Source organism: Aeromonas sp. 95A (assembly GCF_051919235.1).
In the GTDB taxonomy this organism is placed as follows: Bacteria; Pseudomonadota; Gammaproteobacteria; order Enterobacterales; family Aeromonadaceae; genus Aeromonas; species Aeromonas veronii.
In genome coordinates, this window is the sequence record NZ_JBQBFC010000001.1 from 3,454,368 (window position 1) to 3,480,256 (window position 25,889).

Sequence of the window (25,889 nt, forward strand, 5' to 3'; positions counted from 1 at the left end):
GTCTCCCGGATATGATTTGTGTAATGATAATTATTATCATTTGTTGGTGTGAAGCATATGACAGCAACCTGGGTGAAGGGGTGGGTCGAGTCGACCGAAGGTGGCAGCAGCATGAGTCACTGGAAACAGCAGACCCGAGAGGGCAACCGGCTGTTTGACTGCGGCGAGTATCATCAGGCGTTGGCTCATTATCAGCAGGCGCTCTGGCTGGCTCGTCAGCAGTTGGTGCAGTGGCATGACGCCGATGAGGCGGTGGCGGCGCTGGTGGTGGCTCACCACAATCTGGCGGATCTGCTGGTGGCCATGACTCTGCCCGATCGCGCCGCCGACCTGCTCTGCTATGTGCACGACTGCCTGTTGGCAACCTGTCACTCCCCCGCTTGCTCCTCTCGCCTGCGAGAGGCTGCTTTGCGCCATACCCGCACAACCCGTGCCGAGTTGCTGACGTTCGTACAGCGCCACGGCAGCCACGCCGGGATCATGCGCTCGCTCGGTCACTGCCTGTGTCAGAGCGAGCCCTCATCCCGGCTCCATTAATCCGAACAGAGGTCATCATGAGCCATACCCTGCCAGCCCTGAACTATGCCTACGACGCACTGGAGCCCCATATCGATGCACTGACCATGGAGATCCACCATAGCCGTCATCACCAGACCTATATCAACAACCTCAACGCCGCACTGGAAACGGCGCCCGAGCTGGCCGCACTGCCGGTAGAGGAGCTGCTGCGCCGCTTCGATACTTTGCCCGCCACCTTGCAGGGTGCGGTACGCAACCATGGCGGCGGCCATGCCAACCACTCCCTGTTCTGGCTGGTGATGAGCCCGCAGGGGGGCGGTGGGCCGGATGGTGAACTGGCTCTGGCCATCGAGCGGGAATTGGGGGGATTCGATGCCTTCAAGCAGGCTTTCACTCAGGCGGCTCTGAGCCGCTTTGGCAGCGGCTGGGCCTGGCTGGTGGTGGACAAGGCGGGCAGATTGCAGGTGGAGAGCAGTGCCAATCAGGATAGTCCCCTGATGCATGGCCATACCCCGATCCTGGGGCTGGATGTGTAGGAGCACGCCTACTATCTCAAGTACCAGAACAAGCGTCCTGACTATATCGCTGCCTTCTATCAGGTGGTGGATTGGGCCGAAGTGGCCCGCCGCTATCAGGCGGCGCGAGGCTGACTTGGTCGCTGGGAATTGGTTTGCAGTACAGCCGCCACAACCCGCGCTGCAATAACAAGACCCGCCAGTTGGCGGGTCGTCTGTTTATGGTGTGGCAGTGCTGACGCTGGCGGCTGAAGGGGCCACCGGAAATGTGGGCAAGGCCGCGCTGGGCATCTCGGCGGCGGTTTCTGCCGCGGATTTGGCGGGAGTGACCGGCTCAGTCGTTGCCGCAGCGGATAAAGCTAGCGTGACTTGTTCCGTCACGGCCGAGGCTGATGGAGTAGCCGACTCGGTGGCAACCGCGGCAGATAATGCCGCTGGCTTTGCCTCATCCACCGCCGGTTTAGGCTGTTTGAGGCAGGGTTGCAGGCTGCCGATGGTGCTCAGTGACTGGCAAGGCACAGGCAGACCGATGGGGACCGGTGCCCCGAGGAACTTGGGCCCCTTGTCCAGTACATAGAGGTCGAGCAGCCCCATCAGGCGGGCAAAGACTTCCCGCACCCGGGTGCGGATCCCCTGATAGGCGCTGGGGTCCTCGGCATTGAAGCCGACCGCATCGATACCGAAATGGCGGGCGATGAAAATGGCCCGCTCGTTATGAAAGCCCTGGGAGACCACGGTAAAGCGCTCCTGGCCGAACACCTCCTTGGCGCGAACCACTGAGTCGAGGGTGCGGAATCCGGCGAAATCCATATAGATGGCGGAGGCGGGGATGCCCGCCTTGATCAGGGCGCGGCGCATCTGGCGTGGCTCGTTGTACTGCACGGTAGCGTTGTCACCGGAGACGATGATGAAGTCCACCTTGGCATTGTTGTAGAGCTCGGCCGCCGCCTTGATGCGGTATTTGAAGTAGTGGTTGGGGCCGCCACCGGAGAGATATTTGGAGGTACCCAGCACCACCGCAACCCGGTTGTAGGGCACCTTGTCCACCTGATCGTAGGTGTAGTGACGGGCATCCGAGACGATCCACTCGCTGTAGCCCAGCAGCATGGCAATCAGGGCCAGCAGCAAAACGAGGCAGGCGAGGAGGATCTTGGCAAACTTCTTCATGCGCGGTGCGGTCAGGGTCTGAAGTTGGGAGTGGCTATCGGCATTCTATTACAACTCGGCCGCTGGCGTCAGGCTTGATAACGGGCGGGCACCTCATTCGGGCAGAGGTTGTCGCAGCAGAAGAGGGAGTGCGGGGGAAAAAGCGAGGGGCTGCGGTGGCAGCCCCTCTGTTAGGTGAAGGTTTATCAGTGGGCGGAGTCATTGCCCTTGCAGGCGTCTGACTCCTTGTTTGCTTGCCACCAGGGCAGCAGATCCCGGGCGAGCCACGCCTGATAGGCGTCGCTGTCGTTGGCGATCAGCCGGTCCAGCTCCCCTTCGAAGTCGCTCATCGCCTGCTGCCGATCCGGATTGCGCAGCGCCTGTGCCAGCGCCAGCCAGCTGGCGCCGCGACCGGTATCGTTGAGGAAGCGGTGCACGGTATAGGACCAGGAGTAGACCATCTCGCCACCCTGGTCGTAGTCAAGGTGGAGGATCGCCGCCAGTGTCGGACGCTGGTTGGCGGGGCGGTTTGCCACGTTATCCAGACCACGGGCAAAGCACTGGCCGTGGGCGATGTACTCTGCAATCCCCTCTGCCCACCAGGTAGTGCGGTTGAGCGGATAGTGGCCGAAGCTGCCGTACTGGTTAAAGCGGCCGTCGAGATAGTGAACGTACTCGTGGCGCAGGTTCCACACCTGGAAGGCAGGGCGTTTCCACTCCGCCTCATAGGCGAAGAAGCGGGCCTGATTGCCGGGGCGAGCCGGATCCCCCTCGATATAGATGCCGCCATTGTCGGTGGAGACACCAAACAGTGCGCTGCCGTAGCGGCCCCAGTCGGCGGAGGAGTTGAAGATCACCAGCTCCAGCGCTTCGTTGTGATCATCGGCCACCGGTTGCCAGCCTGTCTCCATCTGCTGGTGGAAGCGCTGCTCCTCGTCACCCAGCTCGCGGCAGATCCCTTCGGCCTGAGACTGGGTCAGATCCTGAGCGCGCAGACGCAGGGTGGGCGAGCAGGTGTGCTCGAACGGCAGAATATCTTCCATGCGGATCGGGGTACAAAGCCCGGCAAACTCGCCACTGACACAGGCTTCGCTGGTGCGATCCGTGTAGGTGAGGTAGTAGCTGGAGAGGGTCAGGGAGACCTCTTCCAGCATGGTGGCCGGATGCTGGCCGCCCGGGACCAGTCTCTGTTGGCGCATGATGGCGATGACATCGTGATCCAGTTGTTGGCGGTAGGCGATCGCCTTATCCGGGCTGGTGTGATGGAGGTAGCGCATCATCTGGTAGAGACGGCTATGGGCATCGAGGACGTTGTTGAAGATAAACAGATCCCGTGAGCCATCGCGCTGTTTCCAGAGGGCCAGCTCGCTCAGGCCCAGTTGCAGCAGGCTCTGGCGCAATGCCGCCTCCTGTTGCAGCACAGCAGCGCTGAAGTCAGCCTGCTGACCGTAAGAGGCGCTCTGATCGACCAGATTGAGCAGCTCGAACAGGCCATCGGCCCAGGGTTTGTGGCCATTGATCTGCGCCGCATGTTGCACCGCATAGCCGAGCGCCTGGTTGAGCTGGGCCAGCATGGGGGCGGCACTCTGGCGGAAGGCGGCTTGGCCAAGCTGTCCCTGCGCCGCTACGCTCCAGGCTTCCAGCACTGTGCCAGCCTGATCCTGTGGTTCGGCACCCAGCAGCAATGGGTGGTTGAGCAGATCAATCATCACCCCGGCCAGTGCCCGGGCGGCCTGATCACTCTCTTTGCCAACGCCGCCGTGGTAGTTGTGGGCGCGCACATAGTAGAGCAGCTTGTCCATTGCCGGATGGGTCGGTTGGTTGGCCGCCAGCAGGGCACGCATGCCGCGCACCACCGCCATCAGCTTGGCATCATCGTGGCCGTAATCCGCCTGCCAGGCAGGACTGTTCTGGCCGCTCACGTCGGCCACCAGTTTGGCGGCATCGCTGTCGAGCAGATCCACATCGGGCTGCTCTGGCTCGGAGCAGAGACGACCGTTGGCGCGGCGGCACTCCAGCTGCTCCTCCTTGCTGGCCAGCACGATGGGGCGATTGAGCACCCGACTTTCCTGCCACTCTTTGCTCTCTGGCAGGGGCTGCCACTCGCCGCCGGCGACCGGGTATTGGTAGCCGCTATCTTGCAACGTTACCTGAACCTCGCTGCCAGCGGGGATCACCTGACGACAGATGCGATAGCGGATGGTGTTGCTCCCCTCCTTGCGCTCCTGCGGCTCATCACACTCCTGCTGAGGCGTGAGCTGATCCAGCTGCCACTGATAACGACGCCAGACATGGATCTCGCTGACCTGAGCGGCTGCCTGACTGCCTGCCACCGGTTGCAGACGGAAAAAGATCTGCTCCAACCGGCCATCCCGCTCGCTCGGGGTCTCTTCAAGTACCTGCAACTGCTGCCAATCCTGCGGCTGATAGTGCCACTCCGACTCGGTGCAGCGGCCTTGTGCGTTGAGTTCGCAGCGATCCAGCTCCCTTTCGCTCTGACCCAGGATGATGGCTTGTGGCAGTGGCAGGCGATCCTGCCGTTGGGCGGTCGGCGTGCCCGCCAGTTGCTCCCAGCGACCCTGCTTGAGGCCATAACCAAAGTCATAACTGCTGGCCGGGATCAGCTTGCCCGCCGGAATCCGATCTTCACAGCGCACGAAGCGGATCTGCCAGCCCGCATCTACCTTGAGCTGCGGCTCGCCACACTGCTGTTCGGCCAGTGCGGCGAGATCGCTACTCTGCCAGTCGAAGCGACGGTAGACCCTGAGCTGCTGGTAAGGAGCATTGCTGCTGCGCGCCTTGAGCTCGTAGGTGATCTCTGTGATGCGAGCGGCCAGTTGCCGGCTCGATTCGCCAGTCAGCTGATACTGTCGCCAGTCATTGGGGGAGTAGTTGGCTTGCGCCGAGGATGTAGCCAAAAGCAGGGGGCCTGCCAGCAGCAGCCACCCGGTACCTGAACGGTTCATTTTTATCCCTTTGTTCTTGTTTGTGTATTGTCTTGCGAGTAATCGCAAGGCAATTTACAGGGACTCAAAAGAATATCAACATTTTTTAAATAACATATAAATCAATGATATAGCGTTGATTTATATGCTTGCTGTTTTTGAACTCCTGCTGCCGTAGTGAGGGCTCACATGCGACTTTATTGAAGAAGTTGTTAGTTGTGTAAAGTGCGTGTCAGATCTCATTTAATCAACACGAGACATGCAGCAAATGACCAGGAAAAGCGAGATGTCCCTATGGCTTAAGCCACATTATCTGGGCGGATGATGACTGGTGACTCAATCAGCAAAACCAGCTATTTGTTCGTGAGGAGGCGGGATGAAAAGATATTGGCCGCCTGTATGGGTAGCACAGGCGACCTGATAAGAGTTGCTTTCAACACCACCTGCTCATCTGTTTCGCGCCAATTTCAGCGTCACTACAGATGAGTCATCAGAGATAGCTGACAGTCACGATCGCCATGTTGCTGGCATTGGTCACTTTGTAGCTGATAGTGCTGCTAATTGAGCTGATTTGACCGGCTTGCTGCAAGTGAGCCAAAGGCATGGTTTGCTTGTTCATGCCTGAATAGCAGGTCACGCTGCTGTCAGAAAAATCACATGGAGATTCATAGATAGTGCCAGTAAACGTCACTGAGCCATCAGCCGCAGAAGCTGTGGATGGCAACAAGGCGGTACCAAGCAGCAAGGAGGTGCATACAGAGAAAACTGTCTTGCGAACTAAACGGGAGGCGGTGTGTTGAGCTTTCATATCTATGTCCTTTTCGTCACAGGTGTTGTACGAAAAGGGCAACGCAATCAAAGAGTAATGCCATAAATCGGCAATAACATCACTCTTCTCAGATGGCAGCTCCGCTGTCTTAGGTATCAAAACCCTTAGACCGGTGGCTTTGCGTCCCGACCTTTCGATCGGTTTGCCCTTTACTCTATGTCTAGATGATAACACTCCACTTTGAGAAATCAATCGGCTTAAAAATCATGAGAGATGGATCACAGTTAGTCTGCATAATTAATAACGTATATTTATTTTTTATCTCAAATCTTGCCTGTGAATATTGCGGGCAAGCCTCTATATTAGCGCGTCATATCTATGATTAATATGTAATGTAGTAGATATATATTTATGTGTGGGCTGCCAATAATTTGATTACCTGATTACCTGATTACCTGATTACCTGATTACCTGATTACCTGATTACCTGATTACCTGATTACCTGATTACCTGATTACCTGATTACCTGATTACCTGATTACCTGATTACCTCTTTAGGGGGCGATTTATGAAGTGGTTGATAACTATTGTTAAAAATAGATAGATTATCTTTGTTGTGTTCTTGTTGAAATTTTGTGTGCGACTTTGAATTCACAGTCTGAGAATATTGCAATAGATGTCCTTTATATGAACTTTATTTATTTCATGATATCGCTTTATGTTTTGTTGTTGGCTTAAGTCATTGTTTTTTAAGTGTTTATAAAAAAATTTATACAAATCAAAATGTATTTGATGTGCATCAAACGAGTCGTTAATTTGTTCGTCAAGCAAAAGCGGAATGCGGCTTTCTGCACAGACGACAAGGACGTATGTAGTTGTGCAGTTGAGGTGTAGCGGGAACTACCCTGATGCTGTGTGTTGCTTTTGCTTATTTAAATAAACCTGAAGAGGCACAGTTTATTATTGGCATGACCTCTCATCGGCTTAATGAGAGGCGAACGCCAACAGTTGCTGTGCAGTATATCGCGGCATCACTTAATATCGTGACTCCAGCATGATTGGAGTGATGCAGTACAACACACGTTAATGTAGGTATAAACGAATGAAAGCTAATAAAATTCTGGTTGCTATGGGTGTTGGTTCCATGCTGCTGTGCGGCTCCGCTTTTGCTGCTGGTGGTGCCGGTTCCGGTAAAGTCACTTTTAACGGTGAAATCATCAACGCCCCTTGTTCTGTAGCCCCTGAGTCTGTTGACCCTTAACCATCCCCTCATATGAGCGAGGCGTGGCGCGGCTTCTGAGGTATGATCGCCATCCTTGACCAGCTAATACCCAACAGACTATCCCCATGTTTAACCACGAACTAATCCTCAACCACATCGACGATATATTTGGACAGGACATGCATGCTAAGCGTGTTCTTTCCCTCGCCAATGCTACCCTCGGGGTTATCGAGTCAGGTTCACTGGCCATCCACGCCATCGGTAGTGGCCTCTCCTTGGCCAACGGTCTCGAACGTAAACATGCGGTTAAACAGGTGGATCGCCTGCTCACTAACACCAAGCTCAATGTCTGGAGCCTCTTTGACGATTGGGTGCCCTATGTGGTCGGTGAACGTACCGAGATCGTAGTCTCCATGGACTGGACCGAATTCGATGCCGATGATCACAGTACCTTGGTTATCAGCCTGCAAACCAACCACGGTCGCAGTACTCCGCTGCTGTGGAAAACCCATCGGAAATCGTTGCTCAAAGGGCAACGCAATGCCCATGAGAAAGAGCTGCTCACCAAGCTCAAGCAGACGTTGCCAGAGGGTATCTTCGTGACGGTAGTAGCTGACCGCGGCTTTGGTTACATGGAGCTGTTCGAACGCCTGGAGCAAGAGCTAGGCTTTGCTTATCTCATTAGATTTAAAGGAAATGTTTTGGTTGGTTACCCTGGTGTAGAGCAGGTTCCAGCTCGGGACTGGCTAACGCCGACCGGGCGCACCCGAACCCTCAAAGCGGTGGAGCTAACTGGGCAGCGACAGCCTGTCGAACGGGTCTATTGTTGTCATAAGAGTGGCATGAAAGACGCGTGGTTTCTGGCCAGTAACCGGACCGACCTGAGCGCCGCCAAGGCGTTGCAACTATACGGCCAGCGCTGGGGTATCGAGACCAGTTTTCGTGATATCAAAGATTACAAATTCGGCATGGGTATGGGAGATGTGCACATCAGTAATCCGGTCCGGCGCGACCGACTGTTTTTATTCAGTGCCCTGGCCATCGTCTTGCTGACGCTGCTGGGTAAGGCTGGAGACAGTGTCGGTCTAGAGAGAACGATCAAGGTCAATACCAGCAAGAGCCGAACCTATTCGTTCTTTCGGCAAGGGGTCATCTATTACCAGTTGTTACCTAAAATGAAAGAAGCCAATGCGGTCTTGTTGATGGATAAATTTATCTACTACCTGAAGCAACACCGCTTATATACCCGCACACTTGGAATTATTTGAGTCTCTAAAAATGAGGGGATCTCTGAGCTGTTGACCAGGTAGTTGAAATGGGCCAGATCAGCACCAAAGAGCTGGCCAACGGTGGTGAGTCCAGCTCCAAGCCGTTCAGCATCAAGCTGCTGAACTGTGAAATCTCTGACAAGGAAGATGCCGTCAAGGTGACCTTCAGTGGTGCCAAAGACCCGGTAGACTCCAGCCTGCTGGTGATCGGTGGTGGTGACGCCGCGGGTGCCGGTATCAAGATGACCGCTCCGGGCGGTGCTCCGATCGTATTGGGTACCCCGACTGCCGCCTTCGGCCTGGTCAACGGTGACAACGAGTTGCCCTTTAGCGCCGTGCTGAAAGGCTATGCAAGCCAAGACACCAACCCGCTGAAAGCCGGTGCTTTCACTGCAGTGACCAACTTTACTCTCTCCTACGAGTAATAGAGTGCCTTAACGTGTGACAAGGGTTGTGGTGGTGCGAGCCACCACAACTTCACACATTCTGTTTCCTCACATCGAACCCTAATCATGAAAACTTCAATGATGGCGGCCATGGTGCTGCAGCTGGTGATGATGGCGGGATCAGTCCACGCCAACGAACTCACGGATGGACTAGCCGAATCGGGCTGTACGCTGGAGGTGCTGCGCAGCATTCCACTGCAGGCTCAGCAACCGGGCACGTTGAAAATCAGCGGTTGTCAGGTTGACGGGGCGACGGTGGCATCACTGCCTTTTATTTCCATGTCCGTGCGTGGTGCCATGAGCGATGAGCTGGGCATTCTCAATAACGGCCAATATCACAAGGTATCCGGTGAGCGTTTTATTGTCTCGGATATCGTCAACAGTGATCTGGAATTCAATTTGGGGCTCATCAGCAGTCAGCTGTTTCTTCCGGACAGTACGACGCTGTTAGAACTCAATTATATGTAAGCAAACCAATTGCTTAGTGTAGATACCTCATTACGTGAGACCTTTATGCAATTCCTAGAGTGAAAATATGAGCGTTTCAACATCAGACTCTGTGAGAAAAAAACATTATTCAAAAATGGCTTTTATGCTATGCGTGTCCGGCCTGATGGCGGTGGCAAATCACGCATGGGCAGAAACGGAGTTTAATATTGATGCGCTCGATCTGGATGAGCGGACCAAGATCGACCTCTCCCAGTTTGCCGACGAAGGCTACATCCTGCCCGGCGACTACTACCTCGAGATCGAGGTCAACAAGAACAAGCTGCCCCTGCAGAAAATCCCTTTCTACGAGAGCGATACTGGCAAGGGAAAGGGTGGGGTAGCCTGCCTGCCGCAAGAGGTGATTCCCAAGCTGGCGCTGACCGACGAGGCCATCGCCAAGATCGATACCTGGCACGATGGCCAGTGTGCCAACCTGTTGGCGCTGGACGGCGTAGTGATCTCGAACGATATCGGTAACGGCTTGCTGCGTATTGCCATCCCTCAGGCGTGGATGAAGTACAGCGATCCCAACTGGATTCCGCCCGAGCAATGGGATGAAGGGATCCCGGGGATGATGCTGGATTACAACATCAATGCCCAGGTCAACGAAGGCGATGGTTACTCCAATCGCAATATCAGCAGCTATGGTACGCTGGGGGTCAACTACGGCGCCTGGCGTCTGCGGGGTGACTATCAGGCCAGCTCTTACTGGGGTGATAATGAGCGGACGTCGACCGAGCTGAACCGTATCTATGCCTATCGTCCGCTGCCGAACATGGCCGCCAAGCTAACAGTGGGTGAGCAGCAGCTCAACTCCCAGTTAATCGATGGTTTCCGCTATACCGGCGTCAACCTGGCCAATGACGAGCGCATGCTGCCGCCTAGTCTGCAGGGTTATGCGCCGGAAGTGAGCGGTATTGCCAAGACCAACGCCAAGGTCACCATCTCCCAGTCCGGCCGGATCATCTATGAAACCAACGTGCCGGCGGGCCCGTTTCGCATCCAGGGGCTGGACAGCTCGGTGCGCGGCCGTCTCGATGTGCGGGTAGAGGAGCAAGATGGCAGTGTCAATTCGTTCCAGGTAGACACGGCAACCGTTCCCTACCTGACTCGCCCTGGCTATGTCCGATACAACCTGGCGGTTGGTGCACCTTCCGAACAGACGGATTCGGTGCACGATGTGCACGGCCCTGCCTTTGTGACCGGTGATTTCTCTTGGGGGGTGGCGAACTCCTGGTCGCTGTACGGCGGCAGCCTGATTGCGGGTGAATACAACTCCATGGGATTGGGGATCGGTCGTGATCTCTATGCCTTCGGCGCTATTTCCGCCGACCTGACCCAGTCCATCGCCAAGTTGCCGGGCCTGTCGACCAAGATTGGCCAGTCGGTACGGGTGAACTACGCCAAGCAGTTTGATGAATACAACAGCTCGATCACCTTCGCGGGTTATCGCTTCTCCCAACATGACTTCATGACCATGTCGCAGTTCCTCAATAACAAGGATCGGTTGGAGAACAACACTACGACCTCGAGCGATGATTACAACACCTGGGGTGACAAGGAGCTCTACACCATCACCGCCAACAAGACCTTCTGGGCGGAGGATGCAGCCAAGGCGCTGACGGTTTATCTGGACTACACCCACAGAACCTACTGGGATCACGAGGCAGAGGATCGCTACGGCCTCACTATCAACAAGAACGTGAACATCGGCAGCTTCAAGGATGTTTCCGTCTATGTGTCGGCCTACAAGACCAAGACCGAGAACTACGAGGATGACAAGAGCGTCATGTTGACCCTCAGCGTGCCAATAGGGGACAGAAAGAGCGCGGGATACAGCGTGCAGTCCTCCAACGGCAAGGTGACTCACCTGGCCACCTATCAGGACTACAGTCGACCGGATGATACCTATCAGCTGGGGGCGGGCGTGCAGAGCAATGGCCACGCCGTGGCGCGGGGTTACTACAACCACAACAGCGACATCGGAGCGGTCAGCCTCAATGCCTACAGCGTGCAGAGCGAATACACCTCGGTTGGTGCCAGCCTGCGCGGCGGTCTGACGGCGACCCAGCACGGTGCGGCCCTGCATGAGGCGACACGTCGTGGCGGTACCCGCATGATGGTGGATACCGACAATACCTCCGGCGTCTCTTTCAACAATGGCCGCGCCGTGACCAACCGCTTTGGCGTCGCGGTGATCAGCGACATGACCGACTATCGCAAGAGCGACACCCGGGTCGATGTGGATCAGCTGAGCGACGACATCGATGCGATGAACGCCATCAAGCAGGGAACCCTGACCGAGGGCGCAATTGGGTATAATGCCTTCGAAATTGCCGAAGGGTTCAAGCTGCTGGCCAGTGTCAGACTACCCGATGGCTCAGTGCCGCCGTTTGGTGCCACCGTCGTCAAGGATTCCGGCCGTGTGCTCTCGGTGGTGGATGAAGATGGCCTGGTCTATCTGACCGGGGTGAAACCGAATGAAGCGTTTGAACTCTCCTGGGGCGGGGCCCGCCAGTGCAAGATAGTGGCGCCGCAACAAGTAACCGATCTGTCGATGAAGACTCTCACTTGCAAGTAATGGGATACCGATGAAAAAGCTGCTCTCTTATATCTGTCTGGCTGCGCTTGGCATGACCTCACTCAACGTCAGTGCCGCCATTGTGCTGGATCGTACTCGTGCCGTTTATCCGGGCGGCGCAAAGTCCATCAGCCTCAACATCAAGAACGAGAACCAGAAGCTGCCCTACCTGGCGCAGGCCTGGATTGAAGATGCCCAAGGCCAGAAGATCTCTTCTCCCTTCGTGGTGCTGCCGCCGGTACAGCGGGTGGATGCCAACCAGAAGTCCATCGTGCGCATCGCCAGTGTGCCGGCCATCGACAGCTTGCCCAAGGATCGTGAGTCCATCTACTACTTCAACCTGCGCGAGATCCCGCCCAAGAGCGAGAAGAGCAACGTGATGCAGATTGCCGTGCAGTCCAAGATCAAGCTGTTCTACCGCCCCGAGGCCATTCTGCCCGAGCGTGGGGCAGTCTGGCAGGATCAGGTGCTGATCACCAAGCAGGGCAAAGCCCTCAAGGTCAACAACCCGACCCCTTACTACATCACCTATGTGGGCCTAGGTCATCCGCAGGGCAAGGAGCGGACCACTATCAAGGGTTTCTCCGCCTTTATGGTTTCTCCCAAGTCAGAGCTGACGGTCACTATCCCGGAAACCCTGGGCAATGAATTTGTGATCAGCTATGTCAATGACTACGGCGGATATATGGATATCAAATACCAGTGCACAGGCAATGCCTGTAAAGCCGTGAAGAGCGAGTAAGCCTTATGCTACGTTCCATCTTCTGTTCAAGTCTTATGCTGTTGGCAGGAACGGCATTGGCAAATGGCTATGTGACGCCTAACCCAACCCATAATTACTATATATCGTTGGACAAGGCTGACATTCAAAACAGACCTGGTTTTACTACCAAGGCATTTGAGTGGAATTTGAGAGGGCAATACTCAGGTATCGTTACCTGCCCAGATAGAAGCATTCCGCAATCTCCAGTGTACTATAAAGCAACAATGACGGATGGCTTGCCTCAAGTTGGTGATGGTTTTGTAAAACTGAATGACTTTTTGGATATGAAAGTCGAAATTTGGATAGCCGGTTGGAAGAAAAAATTTGTTACAGCCCCATTTCCGAATGAAAGTAACGATTACCCAAATTACTCTTGTACTAAAGGGAAAGAGACAAGAATAAATAATTTCGAAAGTGGTAGCCGTGGAAAGGTAACTTTTCGCGTGAGAAAACAAATAATTAATGGTGTGCAAATATCAGATCGTCAAGTTGTAGAGATGTATGGTCGTCTAGGGGCTACAACTACAGACTTTAATAGTTTGCCAATGTCTAGAATTACGATTACATCTGCAATTTTATATGTACCAGAAGAATGTGTAATCAATGGCGGGCAAACTATCGAAGTCGAGTTTGGCGATTTACCTGGAACAGGATTGGATGGTAATAATTTTGAAAGAGCTGTGCCACTAACTTTCCAATGTAAGGGGGGCGCGTTTGAAGGTGATGCATTGAAAATAAACCTTGGTATCTCAGGACGACCAGCCTCATTCAGCCAGGATTATTTGAGAACAACCAGTGACAGCTATACGGGTAACAAGGTTATTCCCGATTTGGGAATAAAATTCAAGCAGCTGGATGGTTCACCGTTGCAGTTAAACAAATTCTATCCGGTTTCCATGCAGGGCAATATCGGTGATTGGGGCTTTATCGCTGCACCGGTAACCCCGACAGGTGCAGATATTCCGGCGGGCGATTTCTATGCGACAGCCACCATCGTTGCCGAGTTCCAGTGAGGAGTTGTCATATGTTGCGGACATTGTGGATAGGTTTGGCGCTTTGCCCGGTGCTGGCTGTGACGGCGGCCCCTCGTGCTGGCGATGATCTGGAGTTGCTGGGCAATACAGTCAATCTCCATGGCCGGATCATCGACCAACCCTGTGTGGTTTCCCCTGAATCCCTTGATCAGGAGGTCGCGATGGGGGTAGTTGATGTGAAGGAACTCTATGCCAACGGAGTCGCGGAGCTAGTGCCGTTCTCCATTCGTCTGACCAATTGCAAGCCGGGTATTTTCCGCATGGCCAAGGTGACCTTTACTGGCTCGCAGGATCCCGAACTAAGCGGCGGATTGGCATTCACGGCTGGGATTGCCAGGGGGGCAGGCATCCGCCTGTATGACGTGGCTCAATCACCTCTGAATTTGGGTAGTGCCTCCCGCGGCTATCTGCTAGGTGGTGCGGCAGATAATGAGCTTCAATTTTTTGCCAGGGTTGAAGGACATCCTGCTGCATTGACCGCCAAAAACATCCAGCCTGGCGACTATTCTGCCGTCGCCAATTTCATCGTTGCTTATGAATAAACTCAGAAGTCATTGCGCTGGATGACTTTTGTATTGCCATGGCTGGGCCAGGTGATGACGCCACCTAGATAACTGGAAAGGTAAATACCTCCAGGCAATTGAATGAACTTGGCTTTTTGTTTGGGGGGAGTTAGCGCCGCGACCAGAGTGGCGACCATAGCGTTATTGGTCAGCGCCTGCTGGTCAATGAAATTGACAATAGTATTTTTTATCTCGACCGAAATATCGCCATTATCCCGCTCCAGATCCCCAACAGAATCCAGATTGAACAGCGTCTTTCCCTGATTGTCAGTGGCTATCACGGTAGCCACTACTATTTCTCTGTTCATGGTCACAATATATTTACTCTTTCTGGTCATTTCTACCCAGTTGTCTGGTGCCTGACAATCTCTGTGATATCTGACTGTGGTTTCTTGATTATTGTAATAGTTGTTGGAAACATTATTTCCCTGCTGGTTCATGGTTGTGATAACGCATTGAACTTCTTCGGCCACCGGGTGACCGCTACGCAACAGGAAGATATTTTCGGATAATTTCCTGCTGCTATTGTTGATGGAAAAATAGCTGATGGCTTCTTTTCCAACCAGAATTGAAATCTGCTCATCAGCTTTACGTGAAACAGGTTTTATCAAGGGCGTCAGTGAATCTATTTTCACATTCAGTGCTTTTTCTGTCTCGCTGGTCATATAGAGAGAAATCTGACCTAAATTGATAGTGCGTAGTGTATTTGCTGTCGCATAGTTATAAATGACGAGGGCTAGTGAAGTCAGCGAGACCAGCAGCAATGCAAACAGCAAAATACGCTTTGGGCTGAAATATCGGTCATATTTGCGGCGAGTATATTGCCGCCTGGCTTGAGGTGCAGGGGAAGGCGTCGGCGCATGAATTTCTTCCGCTGGTGCTGGCTCTTCACTTTCCCCAGCGAGCTCAATCGGAGCACAAAACATATAGCCAACCCGTGGAATGGTATCGATCGCATCCATCAAGCCGAAGGATTCCAGCTTTCTTCTCAACGAGAGTATCTGCCGGTTCAAATTGGTATCGGTATTGTCCTGATTTGGCCACAAGGCATCCTGCAGTTTGCTTCTTGGAATGACAGTGCCTGCCTCATCACATAACATTTCGAGTAGCTCGGCTTCCTTGTTGCTGAGCTTGATGTCCTTGTCCCCTTTCGAGAGTCGAAATATTGCAGCGGAGAAAAAGATATCCTCTGCAATTTTATAAATTTTGTTACTCATGTGTGACTCGTCTTACTGCCAAGGAGTGCATTTTACCACCATGCAGTCTTTGTTCAAATAATGATAAATTGTCAATTTCTTTTATTATCATATGGTTAGCTTTCCTACTAAATGCATGGTGGAGGGTATGGTACTACAGCCAATTAATTTGGTTCAAAAAATGTGCAAAAAAGGCCGTTTATGTAATCGTTCTCACTTATTCAGACTGAGGAGGAGGATTTTGATACCACCAGCATTTTATTTTGAGTCATATGTGTATTTGGATGGCTCCATGGTGTCAGTTTTTGTCGCATGAATAATTATTGCGACCTAATAATATTCTGAAATTGTTTTCGCTGTGGCTTGAGATTGCCGCCAAGATCGGGCCATGGGAGCCAGTGGTCGGGCACCATAAAGCCGGGCAGGGTGCTGCGGAGCCAGGCTGCCAGTTCGGAGTCGGGAACCGGCTCGCCGTGCCAGTCGATATAGGCGGCGGGGCGTTGCCCCCACTCGTCGCTCGGCACCGGGACCACCAGCGCCTGGGCGACAGCGGGATGATCTACCAGTCTCTGCTCTATGGTTTCGGGCTGGATGTTTTCGCCACCCGAGATGAAGAGGTTATCGAGCCGCCCTTCTACTAGCAGTTCCCCTGCCGCAGTGAACCTCCCCTTGTCGCGAGTATGAAACCAGCCTTCGTCATCGAGGGGCAGTTCCAGCTCGCCATCTCGGTAGTAACCGGCAAACAGGGTGGCGCCGCGCACGCAGATCTCCTGCTCCCTGATGCACACTTCCCGTCCCGGTAGCGGTTTGCCAACTACGCCTGTATCGCCGGGTATAGCGGTGCAGACCTGACTGCCCATCTCGGAGAGACCATAACTCACCTTGGGTTCGAGCCCCATGGCGCAGAGGCGACTCACCAGCGGCTGCGGGATGGCGGCGCCACCGAGCAGCAGCTCACGAAGGCGGGTACGGGCGGGGTCAAAGCCCTCTGCCAGCAGGCGCCAGAGCTGGGTCGGCACCAGCGAGAGGTGGGTGATCGGTTGCTGTTCAAGTCGCGCCTTGAGCGGCTGACTGCGATCGTCCAGCACCAGAGTGGCGCCCGCCAGAAAGACCCGAAACAGGATGGCGTAGCCGCCGACATGGAACAGCGGCAGGGAGAGCAGCCAGCCGGACTTCTCATCGAGGGGGATGAGGGTGGCAGAGCCGCGTGCTGAGGCAAGGTGGTTGCAGAGCCGGTGCACCACCGCTTTCGGCGTGCCGCTGGAGCCGGAGGTGAGGATCATGTTGTTGAGTTGGGTCGATTCCAGCGGCCACGCTTCCTCGCTTGCCGGCAGTTCGCGCGTGAAGTCGAGCGGCAAGGGCTGCCAGTTGCCTGCCGGGATCTCCCCTGCCGACCAGAAGGCATCGGCATCGAGTTGCAGCGCCAGCTCGCTCTGCTTTTCGAGAGGAAAGGCGGGGTTGAGCGGGAAGAACACCACGCCGCTGCGTACGCAGGCCCACGCCAGCAGCACATCTTCCAGCGCACCGCGCACCACCGCAGCCAGATGTTCGCCACGGCGCACTCCGGCTTGTTTCAGCTGTTGGCACAGGCTGTTGAGGCGGGCATCGAGCTGGCGGTAACTGAGGGGCGAGGCGGCGTGGATGGCAATGCGGTTCGGGGCTGTGATTGCCCGGTGGCGTACCGGGCAAGGTGTCTGTTCGGGTGAACGTGTGGGTTCAATCACGGTAATACAGTTGCTCCAGTCGGCTCAGGTCCGGTTTGCCATCTTCCCCCAGCAGGTTGCCCGCCATCCAGCGGCGGGTATCCAGACCCGGCGCCTGTTCGGGAGCCCATTCGCTCGCCAGATGAAAGAGCTGGTTCAGGCCCAGATCCGATTCGAAGCAGGAGGAGATGATCACCTTGAGCCGCAGTTCGCGGGCGCGGGCGATCAGGGCTTCGCAGTTGGCGAGTGAACCGAGCAGGGTAGGCTTGAGCACCAGCGCGCGCAGTTGCGGGATCGGTTCCCACGGCTTGCCTTGTGCCAGCAGTTCGTCCAGCGCCACCGGCATGCCGGTGCGGTTGGCGACAAAGGCGATGTCGGCAAAGTCGGCGCAAGGGTCTTCCAGATACTCGATGCGATTCGGGTCGAGGTGGCCGCAGAAGGTCCACGCCTCCTCGCGAGTCCAGCCCTGGTTGGCATCCAGCACCAGCTTGAGGGAGGGGAGGCGGTCGCACAGCAGGCGGATCAGCGCCAGCTCGTCACGCATCGGGTAGCGTGCCACTTTCAGCTTGGCCTTGCCGGGCGTGCGGTGCAGCCACTCTTTCCAGTTGCGCAGCAGCTCCTGGGGGGAGCCTTGAATGAGGGGATAGGGCTCCGGCAGCGGGTTGCTCTGTTCGGGCCATGTCCGGCGCGCACAGTCGAGGCCAAATTGCACCGACGGCAGCACGGGGTTCGGGGTGTCGCCGGCGGCCAGGGCCGCCAGCGCGGCAAGGGCTTCTGCCTCTGCCTGTTGCAGGCTCTCTTTCGAGAAGCCGGGCAGGGGGGCGATTTCCCCCCAGCCGTCGTTGATGCGCACCAACAGCCCCTCGCGCGCCACCTCCACCTTGCCGTGAAAGGTCAGTGGCTGGGTAAAAGGCAGTTGATAGCGATACAGGGCGAGTGTCATCAGGGGTTCCGCTTGTATTTGGAGAAGTCGGGGCGACGCTTTTCGTTGAAGGCGTTGCGGCCTTCCTGACCCTCTTCGGTCATGTAGAACAGCATGGTGGCATTGCCCGCCAGCTCCTGCAAGCCCGCCTGCCCATCACAGTCAGCGTTGAGGGCGGCTTTCAGGCAACGCAGCGCCATCGGGCTGTTTTGCAGCATTTCACGGCACCAGCGCACGGTTTCACGCTCCAGTTCGGCCAATGGTACGACGGTGTTGACCAGACCCATGTCGAGGGCTTGCTGGGCATCGTACATGCGGCAGAGGAACCAGATTTCGCGGGCCTTCTTCTGGCCGACGATGCGAGCCATGTAGGAAGCACCCCAACCGCCGTCGAAGGAGCCCACTTTCGGGCCGGTCTGGCCAAACTGGGCGTTGTCGGCTGCGATGGTCAGGTCACACATCATGTGCAGCACGTGGCCGCCACCGACCGCGTAGCCCGCTACCATGGCAACCACAGGTTTCGGGCAGGTGCGGATGTCGCGCTGGAAGTCGAGCACGTTGAGGTGGTGAGTCCCCTCGTCATCGCGGTATCCACCGTAGTCGCCACGGATCTTCTGGTCGCCGCCGGCGCAGAAGGCTTTCTCGCCAAAACCGGTCAGGATGATGGTGCCGATCTGATCGTCATAACGGGCATCGGCCAGCGCCTGCAGCATCTCTTTGACGGTGCGGGGGCGGAAGGCGTTGCGTACCTGGGGACGGTTGATGGTGATCTTGGCAATGCCATCGTTGGACTTGTGATAGAGGATGTCCTCGTAACCGGCGGAGCAATCCTGCCACTCAACCGGAGCGTACAGTTCCGCTTCCGTCATTGCTTCAATCATGGTTTTTTCCTTCTGATCTGGGAGAGTGCAGTTGAGCACCGAGTTGAACTCTGAGTTGAGCAATCCTGGCATGTTGAACAGGTGCATACAGTTCAGCTTCCGTCATTGCTTCAATCATGACTCGTCTCTTCTTGTTGGTTGACCCACTCCGCGAGGAGTCGGGCAAAGTTATCAGGCTGATGGGCGTGCAGATTATGGCCGCCATCCAGCACCAAGTGGTTGATTCTGCGATCCTGGTTCGCCAGCTGGCAAGCCAGCTGATGGAATTTGTGATCCCGCTTGCCACTCACCCAGGTGACCGGCAGCTGGCTCGCCATGAGCCAGGGGGCGAGATCCGGCTGCTTGCCGAGCGAGGTGGCGCGCAGCATGGTGGCGATGCCCTGACCGTCGTTGCCAAGGCGGCGGGCGATCTGGCGGGCCCGGGCCGCATCGTCAAGATCGGCAAACACCCCTTGCCGGTACCAGTCTGCCAGCACGTCAGCCAGAGGCTCGCGCTCGAAGCGCCCTGCCCAGCTCTCATCGTGGGCGATGCGGGCGGCCCGCTCACCGGCTGGCAGCCCCGGGTGGCAGTTCTCCAGCAGCAGCCCCCGCAGCCCGGCGGGCTCGCGGCTGGCGTGATAGAGGGCCAGTCGCCCACCCAGCGAGTAACCCGCCAGCAGATAGCGTTCAATGTTGCGGCTGGCCAGCTCGGCGACCAGCCACTGGTGGCTCTGTTCAAAGTCGCTGACGTTGAGAGCGCTATGCTGGCCGTGACCCGGCAGGTCGAGGGCGATGCAGCGGATGGCGGGCAGCCGGTCGATCACCGGTTGCCAGTCGCCGCCATCCCCCAGCAGGCCGTGCAGCAACACCAGCGGCACATGGGCATTTTTATTTGCCACGGATGGCGGCCCCCAGCGCCTTGAGATCATCGGCCACCTGCTCGCTCGGTACCCGGATCTCGATCAAGGTAACGCCATGTTGGAGGGCGGCGCGGTAATCGCGTTCGAACTCGGGCAGGGTGGTCGGCGCCCGATAGGCGAGGCCAAACATGGCGGCGGCATGTTCAAAGCTGAGACCGTGGGGCAGCCGGTAGTAGCTCTCCAGCAGCTCCCCTTCGGTGGGCACCGGCAACATACGAAAGATGCTGCCGCCATCGTTGTTGAGCAGGATCACCACCAGCGGTCGACTCGCCTTGCTGAGCAGGGCGAGGCTATTGAGATCGTGCAGGGCGCTGAGATCCCCAAGCAGCAGGGTGGTGGGCTCATCACTGCCTGGCTCGACCGATTGGGCAAATCCGTAGGCGGTGGCGATCAGGCCATCGATGCCGGAGGCGCCACGGTTGGTCATCACCCGGCTCGGCCCCTTGCCCGTTTCGCCGAGCATATCCATCAGTCGGGTCGGCATGCTGTTGCCGACAAACAGTTGCCCTTCGATCAGGCGGTTGAGGCGATGGCAGACCCCGAGCTCGGAGAAGTGCTCGCAGGCAGCGGCGATCTGCTGGCTGGCGTTGTGTTGCAGCTCGGCCAATGTGTGCCAAGAGGCTTGTGTGGTGACCGGATGGGCCGCAGAAAAGGCGCTGGCACTGCAGAGCAGCCGGTTGCGCAGCCGGTAGTCGGGATCGAGCCGCGCCGGTTGCGGATCCACCAGCCAGTAATCCTGCCATGAATGGTGTTTTATGAACTGGCCAAGCCGCTTGGAGATAAGCCGCGCGCCAAATTGCAGCAGCACCTCGGCGCGGCCCAGCTCGGTGACGAATGCAGGGTCGTTGAGCGCCAGATCTATGTGGATGAGGTTGCGGCTATCGAAGCGGATCTGGCTCTGCAGATCCGCCAGCAGCGGCCAGCCAAGTTGTTCCGCCAGCGCGGCGACCACCTGTGCCTGTTCGGGGTCAGTGATCCTGCCGGCGACAATAATGCCGCGCTGTTGCCGAAAGGTTTCCCACTCCGCCTGAGGGGGGCAGCTCGGCGCGCTTTGCTGCCACGGGCTCCAGGGCTTGTGCGAGCCGAGCCAGTCACCGAGGGGAGCCAGATAGTCGGAGAAATCCTGATAGTGCTCGCCCGGGTAGAGGGGCTCCGGGTACATGCAGTTGAAGTGCACCACCCCGGGGGTGAGCGCCTGTTTGGCCAGTGCCTGATCCACCGAGCTCAGCACAAACGCCGCCGGAATGGTCGGGGTGGGGCTCGGCAGGTTCTGCTGATAGACGGAGTAGCGGCCGAAGATCCCCTGCTGGTCGATCGCCTGATTGGCGCCGTTGTCGATAAGCTCGTGAGGACGATCGGCGGAGAGAATAATCAGCGGCACGCCGGTGAGCTGGGCCTCTGCCACGGCGGGCCAGAGGTTGGCTACCGCGGTGCCCGAGGTCATGATCACCGCCACCGGCCGGTTGCTCCCCTTGGCCAGCCCGAGCGCCATAAAGCCGAGGCCGCGTTCGTCAAAGTGCAAGTGACGACGAAAGCCCTGATGGGCCGCGGCGGCCATGGTCAGCGGCGCAGAGCGGGAGCCGGGGGCCAGCGCGATGTCGCGCACCCCGAGGCGAAAGAGCTCCTCCAGCAAGAGGGAGGACCAGACGTGGTTGAAGGTGGCGTGCTGGCTCGAAAACGGTGTGCAGGCAAACTCTTCGCTGGCAGGCTCTTTACAGGTGGGCATAGGGGCTCTCGTAGCGTGAAAAGGGTGAATGACTATCCCAGCAGGGAGAGCACATTGGCGATCTTGTTGTCGAGTTCGGCCCACTCGGCGACAGGCTCGGAACCGGCGACAATGCCGGCACCGGCAAACAGGGTTACGCTGCCCGGCTGAATGCGGGCGCTGCGAATGGCGACCGAGAACTCGGAGGTCTCTCGACTCAGCATGCCGCAGGCGCCGGCGTACCAGCCCCGATCGTAGGGTTCGAACTCGCGGATAAAGGCGAGCGCTGCCTCGCGCGGAGCGCCGCCCACCGCCGGCGTCGGGTGGAGGGCGTCGAGCAACTGCCAGTCGCAGACCCCGGGTTTGAGCTCGGCTTCGATATCGCACTTGAGGTGTTGCAGCAGCCGCAGTTTGAGAATGCGCGGTTCGGTCAGGGTGGCATCGTGGGTCAGTGGTGCCAGACGGCTCAGGATGTCGGCGTGTACCAGTCGGTTCTCCAGCCGGTTCTTGCTGTCGGCCAGCAGTTCGGCGGCCAGTTGGGCATCGACCTCTTCATCGCCGGAGCGGCGAATGGTGCCCGCCAGCGCCTCGGTAAAGAGGTGGCGATCTTCCCGGCGGTAGAGCCGCTCGGGGGAGCAGGCGATAAAGGCCTGCTCGGGGGAGAATTGAAAACCGAAGTGGAAACAGTCCTGGGCGTGGCGGGCCCATTGGTCGAGCATGGCCCAGGGATTGATATCCGCATCGTGGTTCGGACTGGTCAGCACGCTCTCCCGCGATAGCACCACCTTGGGGGTGTGGGCCTGAAAATCGGGGGCTGTGACGCGCTCCACCAGCGTTTGCCACTGGGCGGGGCCGGGGCAATCCTGTCGCTGCCAGGGCTGCTTTTGCAGGGCAGGTAGCGGGGACTCCGGGCGCAGGGCATCGAGGGCGGCTTCTGCCGCCTGCAGTTCGGCCTCGAGATTGTTTTCATCCAGCCAGAGGTTGAGGCAGAGACTGACGCACTCGCCACGGCGCACCAGCTCGATGCGGGGCAGCACGAAACGGCAGGGGCCAAACCCCTGCCAGCCGGATTGGTCCGGGTCAAACGCCAGTCCGCCATAGTAGCGAGGGCTGTCGTCATGATGCTGGTTGGCAGTGTTAGTGCACACCTGCTTGATGGCGTGCGGCTCGGTCAGTTCATGGATGGCGCCCAGCGCGACATACTCGGGACGAGCCTCTCCACGGGCCTGCCAGTAGATGCGGGGATAGAGGGTTTGCGCCGCGAGCCAGCCCAGAAAGGAGCGGATTTCGATCGCCACTCGCAACCGTACGAAGCCGCTGACGTTGCTGTGACGCAGGGCGTCCAGTTGTTGCTTGATATGGGTCTGAGCCAACATGGATTCTTGTCTGAGCCGGGTAGTAACGAGCGATCCGGTAGCTGGATGCCGTAGGTTTATGCCAAAGGGCGATGATTTCCTATATATTATCTGCCCATTCGTCCATGTAAATCGCCCGCGGGAGCTTCACTCTCCGGGGCCAAGTATACCCAAATCCGGTTCGATAACCCTTAACACGATCAATATCCGATTGTTTGGCCATCACAAAATGACAAATACCTTCTCTGTTTGGTTGCTGGCGGCGCGTTTGCGAACACTGCCGCTCGCCTGCTCTTCCATCCTGCTGGGCTCGGGGCTGGCTGCCAGTCGTGGTGCCTTCGATGGCACCATCATGGCGCTCTCCCTGCTGACCGCCATCCTGCTGCAGATCCTCTCCAATCTGGCCAACGATTACGGCGATGCGGTCTCCGGCGCCGACAACGGTGAGCGGATCGGCCCGCAGCGGGCGGTGGTCTCCGGCCTTATCACCAAAAAGCAGATGTGCGTGGCGATGGGGCTGACTGCGCTGGCGGCGGTGGCCAGTGGCCTGCTGTTGCTGGGCTGCGCCTTCGGTGGCCAGTGGCTGCAGATTTTGGCATTTGTGGTGCTGGGTGGCGCGGCCATCGTGGCGGCGGTGACCTACACGGTCGGCAAGACTCCTTACGGCTATCGCGGGTTTGGCGACATCTCGGTGTTCCTCTTCTTCGGCCTGCTCGGGGTGCTCGGCTCCTACTACCTCTTCACCAAGACGCTGGAGTGGGATCTGCTATTGCCTGCCACCGCCTGTGGCCTGCTGGCCACCGCCGTGCTCAATATCAACAATGTGCGCGACATCGAGACCGACGCCGCCAGCGGCAAGATCACTCTGGCGGTGCGCCTTGGCCGCAACCGCGCCATCGCTTATCACTGGGTACTGTTGGGGGCGGCGTTGCTCGCAACCATCGCCTTTATCCTGATCCAGCCCGCCAGCTTCTGGCCGTGGATCTTCCTGCCCGCCATGAAGCCTCTCAGCGATGCGGCCAAGACCCTTCGCGAAAGCTACGATGGCGAGGTGCTGACCGGTTCCCTCAAGAAGACCGCCATCAGCGCGTTTCTGTTCAGCCTGCTGCTCTCCATCGGGTTAGCGCTCTCCTGATGAACGACCGGCTTGTTGTTATGTGAAACGGGCTCCCGAGGCGGGAGCCCTTTTTGTGTGCCGATGCTACGCGTTGGTACTGAATCAGTCAGACAGGAAGACTGCCATGCGTGCATCACTCAAACAGAAAATCATTCAGGTATGCCAGCAGAAAATCGCCCAGAAGGGGGAGACGGTCGGGCTCTCCTTTTATGCTTTTTTTGCCAATCGCAATGACGATCCCGAGTTGTTGATGGAGGCGGCGACCTGGTGGATCCGGACCCACAAGCTCGATCACTTCGAGAAGGCCAAGAAAATTCTCTTGTTGGTCGAGCAGGAGTGATAGTCGGCGGCCATGAAACAGAGAGGGCTCCCAAGCGGGAGCCCTCTATGCTGGTTAATGATGTTATCGACTAGCTGGCGCGCGCCACCCTGAGGGGGCGGCGGGAGAAAATCAGGGTATCCAGCAGCCAGATGGCGACCATGGAGGCGCCCACCAGCGGGAAGGCGATCCCCAGCAGGATCAGCAGGGCGATGGCACCGCGTATCGGCGGGAGTTTGGCAGGCTGCGGCGGTGCGGCGAGACGGCCCTGCGGGCGGCGGCACCACCAGATCCACAGACCGCTCACGGCACTGGCCAGCACCATCAGACAGATGATCAGCATGGCGAGCTGATGGGGCCAGCCGTAGAGCTTGCCCATGTGCAGCATGACGCCGCTCTCCACTGTCTTGGCGACCGTGCCGTAATCCTGCCAGCGCACATCGGCCAGCACCTTGCCGCTGTATTGATCGATATGCAGGGTGGCATCGTTGCGCGGATCATCGGCAAAGATCGCGATGGTATAGACACCGGTGGCGCCGACCGGCGGTGTGATGCTGTAACCCGGTTGGACTCCCCGCTCATGGGCGATCTCGACCACCTGTTGCAGCGCAATGCGCTGACTGGCCATCACCACTCCCTCGTGCTCGCCGTGGTTCATGGCGCCGTGATCGTGCCCCTCATCGACCGGCTGCGAGCTGGGCATCGGGGTGTTCTCCACCGCCCAAGGGACGGTCTGCTCATGGGCCTGATTCAGGGTGCGGGCCAGCGGCGCCGATTTGGGCACCTCGTTCCACATGGCGGCCGGGAAGCGGTTCCAGACCGCGGCGAACTGATCGCCCCAGAAACCGGTCCAGGTCATGCCGCTCAACAGCAACAGCAGCAGGAAACCGGCTCCCCAGAAGCCGACCACGGCGTGCAGATCCCGCCACCAGAGGCGTCCGCGCTGGTTCACTCTGGGCCAGAGGATGCCGCCCACCCCGGGCCCCTTACGTGGCCACCAGAGGTAGAGACCGCTCAGCAGCAGTACAAGTCCCCAGCCTGCGGCCAGCTCGATCAGCCGATCCCCCGTGGTGCCGAGCAGCAGGTCGGCGTGCAGGGAGCGAGCCACCGCTTGCAGATTCCACTTGTTATCCATGGTGCCGAGCAGGGCGCCGCTGGCGGGATCCATAAACAGGGTCAGCTCCTGTTCACCCCGATTGACGATGAACTGAGCGCTCAGGTCGGGAGCGGCAGGCGGCAGGTACTTACGCAGGCTGGCATCGGGCATGGTCATCATCACCTTGGCCAGCAGTTGGTCGGCACTCAGGGGCTGGCTGGCGGGAGCGACCTTCATCAGCTCGGGATACATCAGGTTGTCGAGCTGGGGTTTGAACAGATAGACGATCCCGGTCAGTGACAGCAGGATCAGAAAAGGGGCGACAAAGAGACCTGCGTAGAAGTGCCAGCGCCAGATCCGTTGGTAATGACTCGAGTCCCTGTTTTTCATTGCACATCCTTGTTGGGGGGGGAACCTTTCGGCTGGTGGAATGTT

Annotated in this window: 20 protein-coding genes, 3 pseudogenes and 1 riboswitch; of the genes and pseudogenes, 12 read left to right on the forward strand and 11 right to left on the reverse strand. The window is 57.4% G+C overall.

Going from position 1 to position 25,889, the window contains the following annotated elements:
• Nucleotides 1–57: 57 nt before the first annotated feature.
• Together ACTG2U_RS15735 and ACTG2U_RS15740 are read left to right on the forward strand one after the other, a co-directional pair.
• A complete protein-coding gene (locus ACTG2U_RS15735; RefSeq protein ID WP_005354955.1) occupies nt 58–537 on the forward strand; it encodes a hypothetical protein in 480 nt (159 codons plus the stop codon).
• 17 nt (nt 538–554) lie between these two features.
• Nucleotides 555–1,169: pseudogene (locus tag ACTG2U_RS15740) on the forward strand (superoxide dismutase).
• A gap of 84 nt (nt 1,170–1,253) precedes the next feature.
• Here the strand turns inward: ACTG2U_RS15740 and ACTG2U_RS15745 are convergent.
• The 3 genes from ACTG2U_RS15745 to ACTG2U_RS15755 form a co-directional block, all read right to left on the reverse strand.
• A complete protein-coding gene (locus ACTG2U_RS15745; protein ID WP_439974729.1) occupies nt 1,254–2,201 on the reverse strand; it encodes an ElyC/SanA/YdcF family protein in 948 nt (315 codons plus the stop codon).
• Between the two features lie 185 nt (nt 2,202–2,386).
• Nucleotides 2,387–5,146 carry a collagenase gene (locus ACTG2U_RS15750; RefSeq protein WP_439974730.1) on the reverse strand — a complete coding sequence of 920 codons (2,760 nt, stop codon included), beginning with the start codon at nt 5,144–5,146 and terminating at the stop codon, nt 2,387–2,389.
• A gap of 469 nt (nt 5,147–5,615) precedes the next feature.
• A complete protein-coding gene (locus ACTG2U_RS15755) occupies nt 5,616–5,933 on the reverse strand; it encodes a hypothetical protein (RefSeq protein ID WP_005354947.1) in 318 nt (105 codons plus the stop codon).
• Nucleotides 5,934–6,024: 91 nt separating this feature from the next.
• Nucleotides 6,025–6,111: riboswitch (cyclic di-GMP riboswitch) on the reverse strand.
• A gap of 886 nt (nt 6,112–6,997) precedes the next feature.
• Between ACTG2U_RS15755 and ACTG2U_RS15760 the strand changes: the two are divergent.
• The 8 genes and pseudogenes from ACTG2U_RS15760 to ACTG2U_RS15795 all read left to right on the forward strand — a co-directional run.
• Nucleotides 6,998–7,150, forward strand: a pseudogene (locus ACTG2U_RS15760) (fimbrial protein); the annotation flags it as partial.
• Nucleotides 7,151–7,242: 92 nt separating this feature from the next.
• Entirely contained in the window at nt 7,243–8,385 is a 1,143-nt protein-coding gene (locus tag ACTG2U_RS15765) for an IS4-like element ISAs18 family transposase (protein ID WP_041204923.1), read from the forward strand.
• Between the two features lie 26 nt (nt 8,386–8,411).
• Nucleotides 8,412–8,810, forward strand: a pseudogene (locus ACTG2U_RS15770) (fimbrial protein); the annotation flags it as partial.
• 99 nt (nt 8,811–8,909) lie between these two features.
• Nucleotides 8,910–9,299 carry a hypothetical protein gene (locus ACTG2U_RS15775; protein WP_128815986.1) on the forward strand — a complete coding sequence of 130 codons (390 nt, stop codon included), beginning with the start codon at nt 8,910–8,912 and terminating at the stop codon, nt 9,297–9,299.
• A 67-nt stretch (nt 9,300–9,366) separates the two neighbouring features.
• Complete coding sequence (locus ACTG2U_RS15780) at nt 9,367–11,901, forward strand: fimbria/pilus outer membrane usher protein (RefSeq protein ID WP_439974732.1); 2,535 nt, start codon at nt 9,367–9,369, stop codon at nt 11,899–11,901.
• 10 nt (nt 11,902–11,911) lie between these two features.
• Nucleotides 11,912–12,643, forward strand: a complete 732-nt coding sequence (locus tag ACTG2U_RS15785; protein WP_139741653.1) for a fimbrial biogenesis chaperone — start codon at nt 11,912–11,914, stop codon at nt 12,641–12,643.
• A gap of 5 nt (nt 12,644–12,648) precedes the next feature.
• Nucleotides 12,649–13,677, forward strand: a complete 1,029-nt coding sequence (locus ACTG2U_RS15790) for a fimbrial protein (RefSeq protein WP_160880975.1) — start codon at nt 12,649–12,651, stop codon at nt 13,675–13,677.
• 11 nt (nt 13,678–13,688) lie between these two features.
• Nucleotides 13,689–14,240 carry a fimbrial protein gene (locus ACTG2U_RS15795; protein ID WP_139741655.1) on the forward strand — a complete coding sequence of 184 codons (552 nt, stop codon included), beginning with the start codon at nt 13,689–13,691 and terminating at the stop codon, nt 14,238–14,240.
• Between the two features lie 2 nt (nt 14,241–14,242).
• Here ACTG2U_RS15795 and ACTG2U_RS15800 read toward each other — a convergent pair whose 3' ends face one another.
• The 7 genes from ACTG2U_RS15800 to ACTG2U_RS15830 form a co-directional block, all read right to left on the reverse strand.
• Nucleotides 14,243–15,478 (reverse strand): winged helix-turn-helix domain-containing protein, encoded by a 1,236-nt coding sequence (locus tag ACTG2U_RS15800; RefSeq protein WP_042053627.1) that lies wholly within the window; start codon nt 15,476–15,478, stop codon nt 14,243–14,245.
• A gap of 299 nt (nt 15,479–15,777) precedes the next feature.
• Nucleotides 15,778–17,181, reverse strand: coding sequence for an o-succinylbenzoate--CoA ligase (gene menE, locus ACTG2U_RS15805; RefSeq protein ID WP_439974733.1), 1,404 nt, complete (start codon nt 17,179–17,181; stop codon nt 15,778–15,780).
• Nucleotides 17,174–18,103: an o-succinylbenzoate synthase gene (gene menC / locus ACTG2U_RS15810; protein ID WP_439974734.1), complete on the reverse strand. Its 930-nt coding sequence runs from the start codon at nt 18,101–18,103 to the stop codon at nt 17,174–17,176. Before menC ends, menE begins: the two co-directional genes overlap by 8 nt.
• Nucleotides 18,103–18,963, reverse strand: coding sequence for a 1,4-dihydroxy-2-naphthoyl-CoA synthase (gene menB, locus ACTG2U_RS15815; RefSeq protein WP_005354934.1), 861 nt, complete (start codon nt 18,961–18,963; stop codon nt 18,103–18,105). The genes menC and menB overlap by 1 nt, the downstream gene beginning before the upstream one ends.
• Before the next feature lie 110 nt (nt 18,964–19,073).
• Nucleotides 19,074–19,871, reverse strand: coding sequence for a 2-succinyl-6-hydroxy-2,4-cyclohexadiene-1-carboxylate synthase (gene menH / locus ACTG2U_RS15820; RefSeq protein ID WP_439974735.1), 798 nt, complete (start codon nt 19,869–19,871; stop codon nt 19,074–19,076).
• Entirely contained in the window at nt 19,831–21,588 is a 1,758-nt protein-coding gene (gene menD / locus ACTG2U_RS15825) for a 2-succinyl-5-enolpyruvyl-6-hydroxy-3-cyclohexene-1-carboxylic-acid synthase (RefSeq protein WP_439974736.1), read from the reverse strand. The genes menH and menD overlap by 41 nt, the downstream gene beginning before the upstream one ends.
• Nucleotides 21,589–21,620: 32 nt before the next feature.
• Nucleotides 21,621–22,943 (reverse strand): isochorismate synthase, encoded by a 1,323-nt coding sequence (locus ACTG2U_RS15830; protein ID WP_439974737.1) that lies wholly within the window; start codon nt 22,941–22,943, stop codon nt 21,621–21,623.
• Nucleotides 22,944–23,151: 208 nt separating this feature from the next.
• On the opposite strand from ACTG2U_RS15830, the gene ACTG2U_RS15835 reads away from it, so the two are divergent.
• Nucleotides 23,152–24,057 carry a 1,4-dihydroxy-2-naphthoate polyprenyltransferase gene (locus ACTG2U_RS15835; RefSeq protein ID WP_005363134.1) on the forward strand — a complete coding sequence of 302 codons (906 nt, stop codon included), beginning with the start codon at nt 23,152–23,154 and terminating at the stop codon, nt 24,055–24,057.
• A gap of 106 nt (nt 24,058–24,163) precedes the next feature.
• On the forward strand, nt 24,164–24,379 hold the full coding sequence (locus tag ACTG2U_RS15840) for a DUF6500 family protein (protein ID WP_005363132.1): 216 nt from the start codon (nt 24,164–24,166) through the stop codon (nt 24,377–24,379).
• Nucleotides 24,380–24,449: 70 nt separating this feature from the next.
• Here the strand turns inward: ACTG2U_RS15840 and ACTG2U_RS15845 are convergent, their stop codons facing one another.
• Nucleotides 24,450–25,844: a PepSY-associated TM helix domain-containing protein gene (locus ACTG2U_RS15845; RefSeq protein WP_439974738.1), complete on the reverse strand. Its 1,395-nt coding sequence runs from the start codon at nt 25,842–25,844 to the stop codon at nt 24,450–24,452.
• Between the last annotated feature and the right edge of the window lie 45 nt (nt 25,845–25,889).

Bases quoted from the DNA above. Each gene is read 5' to 3' on its own strand.
- ACTG2U_RS15755 (WP_005354947.1), bottom strand. From the start codon at position 5,933: ATGAAAGCTCAACACACCGCCTCCCGTTTAGTTCGCAAGACAGTTTTC.
- menD (WP_439974736.1), bottom strand. From the start codon at position 21,588: ATGCCCACCTGTAAAGAGCCTGCCAGCGAAGAGTTTGCCTGCACACCG.
- menB (WP_005354934.1), bottom strand. From the start codon at position 18,963: ATGATTGAAGCAATGACGGAAGCGGAACTGTACGCTCCGGTTGAGTGG.
- ACTG2U_RS15750 (WP_439974730.1), bottom strand. From the start codon at position 5,146: ATGAACCGTTCAGGTACCGGGTGGCTGCTGCTGGCAGGCCCCCTGCTT.
- ACTG2U_RS15745 (WP_439974729.1), bottom strand. From the start codon at position 2,201: ATGAAGAAGTTTGCCAAGATCCTCCTCGCCTGCCTCGTTTTGCTGCTG.
- ACTG2U_RS15830 (WP_439974737.1), bottom strand. From the start codon at position 22,943: ATGTTGGCTCAGACCCATATCAAGCAACAACTGGACGCCCTGCGTCAC.
- ACTG2U_RS15835 (WP_005363134.1), top strand. From the start codon at position 23,152: ATGACAAATACCTTCTCTGTTTGGTTGCTGGCGGCGCGTTTGCGAACA.
- ACTG2U_RS15765 (WP_041204923.1), top strand. From the start codon at position 7,243: ATGTTTAACCACGAACTAATCCTCAACCACATCGACGATATATTTGGA.
- ACTG2U_RS15840 (WP_005363132.1), top strand. From the start codon at position 24,164: ATGCGTGCATCACTCAAACAGAAAATCATTCAGGTATGCCAGCAGAAA.
- ACTG2U_RS15845 (WP_439974738.1), bottom strand. From the start codon at position 25,844: ATGAAAAACAGGGACTCGAGTCATTACCAACGGATCTGGCGCTGGCAC.
- ACTG2U_RS15775 (WP_128815986.1), top strand. From the start codon at position 8,910: ATGATGGCGGCCATGGTGCTGCAGCTGGTGATGATGGCGGGATCAGTC.
- ACTG2U_RS15800 (WP_042053627.1), bottom strand. From the start codon at position 15,478: ATGAGTAACAAAATTTATAAAATTGCAGAGGATATCTTTTTCTCCGCT.
- menH (WP_439974735.1), bottom strand. From the start codon at position 19,871: ATGATCTCAAGGCGCTGGGGGCCGCCATCCGTGGCAAATAAAAATGCC.
- ACTG2U_RS15795 (WP_139741655.1), top strand. From the start codon at position 13,689: ATGTTGCGGACATTGTGGATAGGTTTGGCGCTTTGCCCGGTGCTGGCT.
- menC (WP_439974734.1), bottom strand. From the start codon at position 18,103: ATGACACTCGCCCTGTATCGCTATCAACTGCCTTTTACCCAGCCACTG.
- ACTG2U_RS15785 (WP_139741653.1), top strand. From the start codon at position 11,912: ATGAAAAAGCTGCTCTCTTATATCTGTCTGGCTGCGCTTGGCATGACC.
- ACTG2U_RS15790 (WP_160880975.1), top strand. From the start codon at position 12,649: ATGCTACGTTCCATCTTCTGTTCAAGTCTTATGCTGTTGGCAGGAACG.
- ACTG2U_RS15735 (WP_005354955.1), top strand. From the start codon at position 58: ATGACAGCAACCTGGGTGAAGGGGTGGGTCGAGTCGACCGAAGGTGGC.
- ACTG2U_RS15780 (WP_439974732.1), top strand. From the start codon at position 9,367: ATGAGCGTTTCAACATCAGACTCTGTGAGAAAAAAACATTATTCAAAA.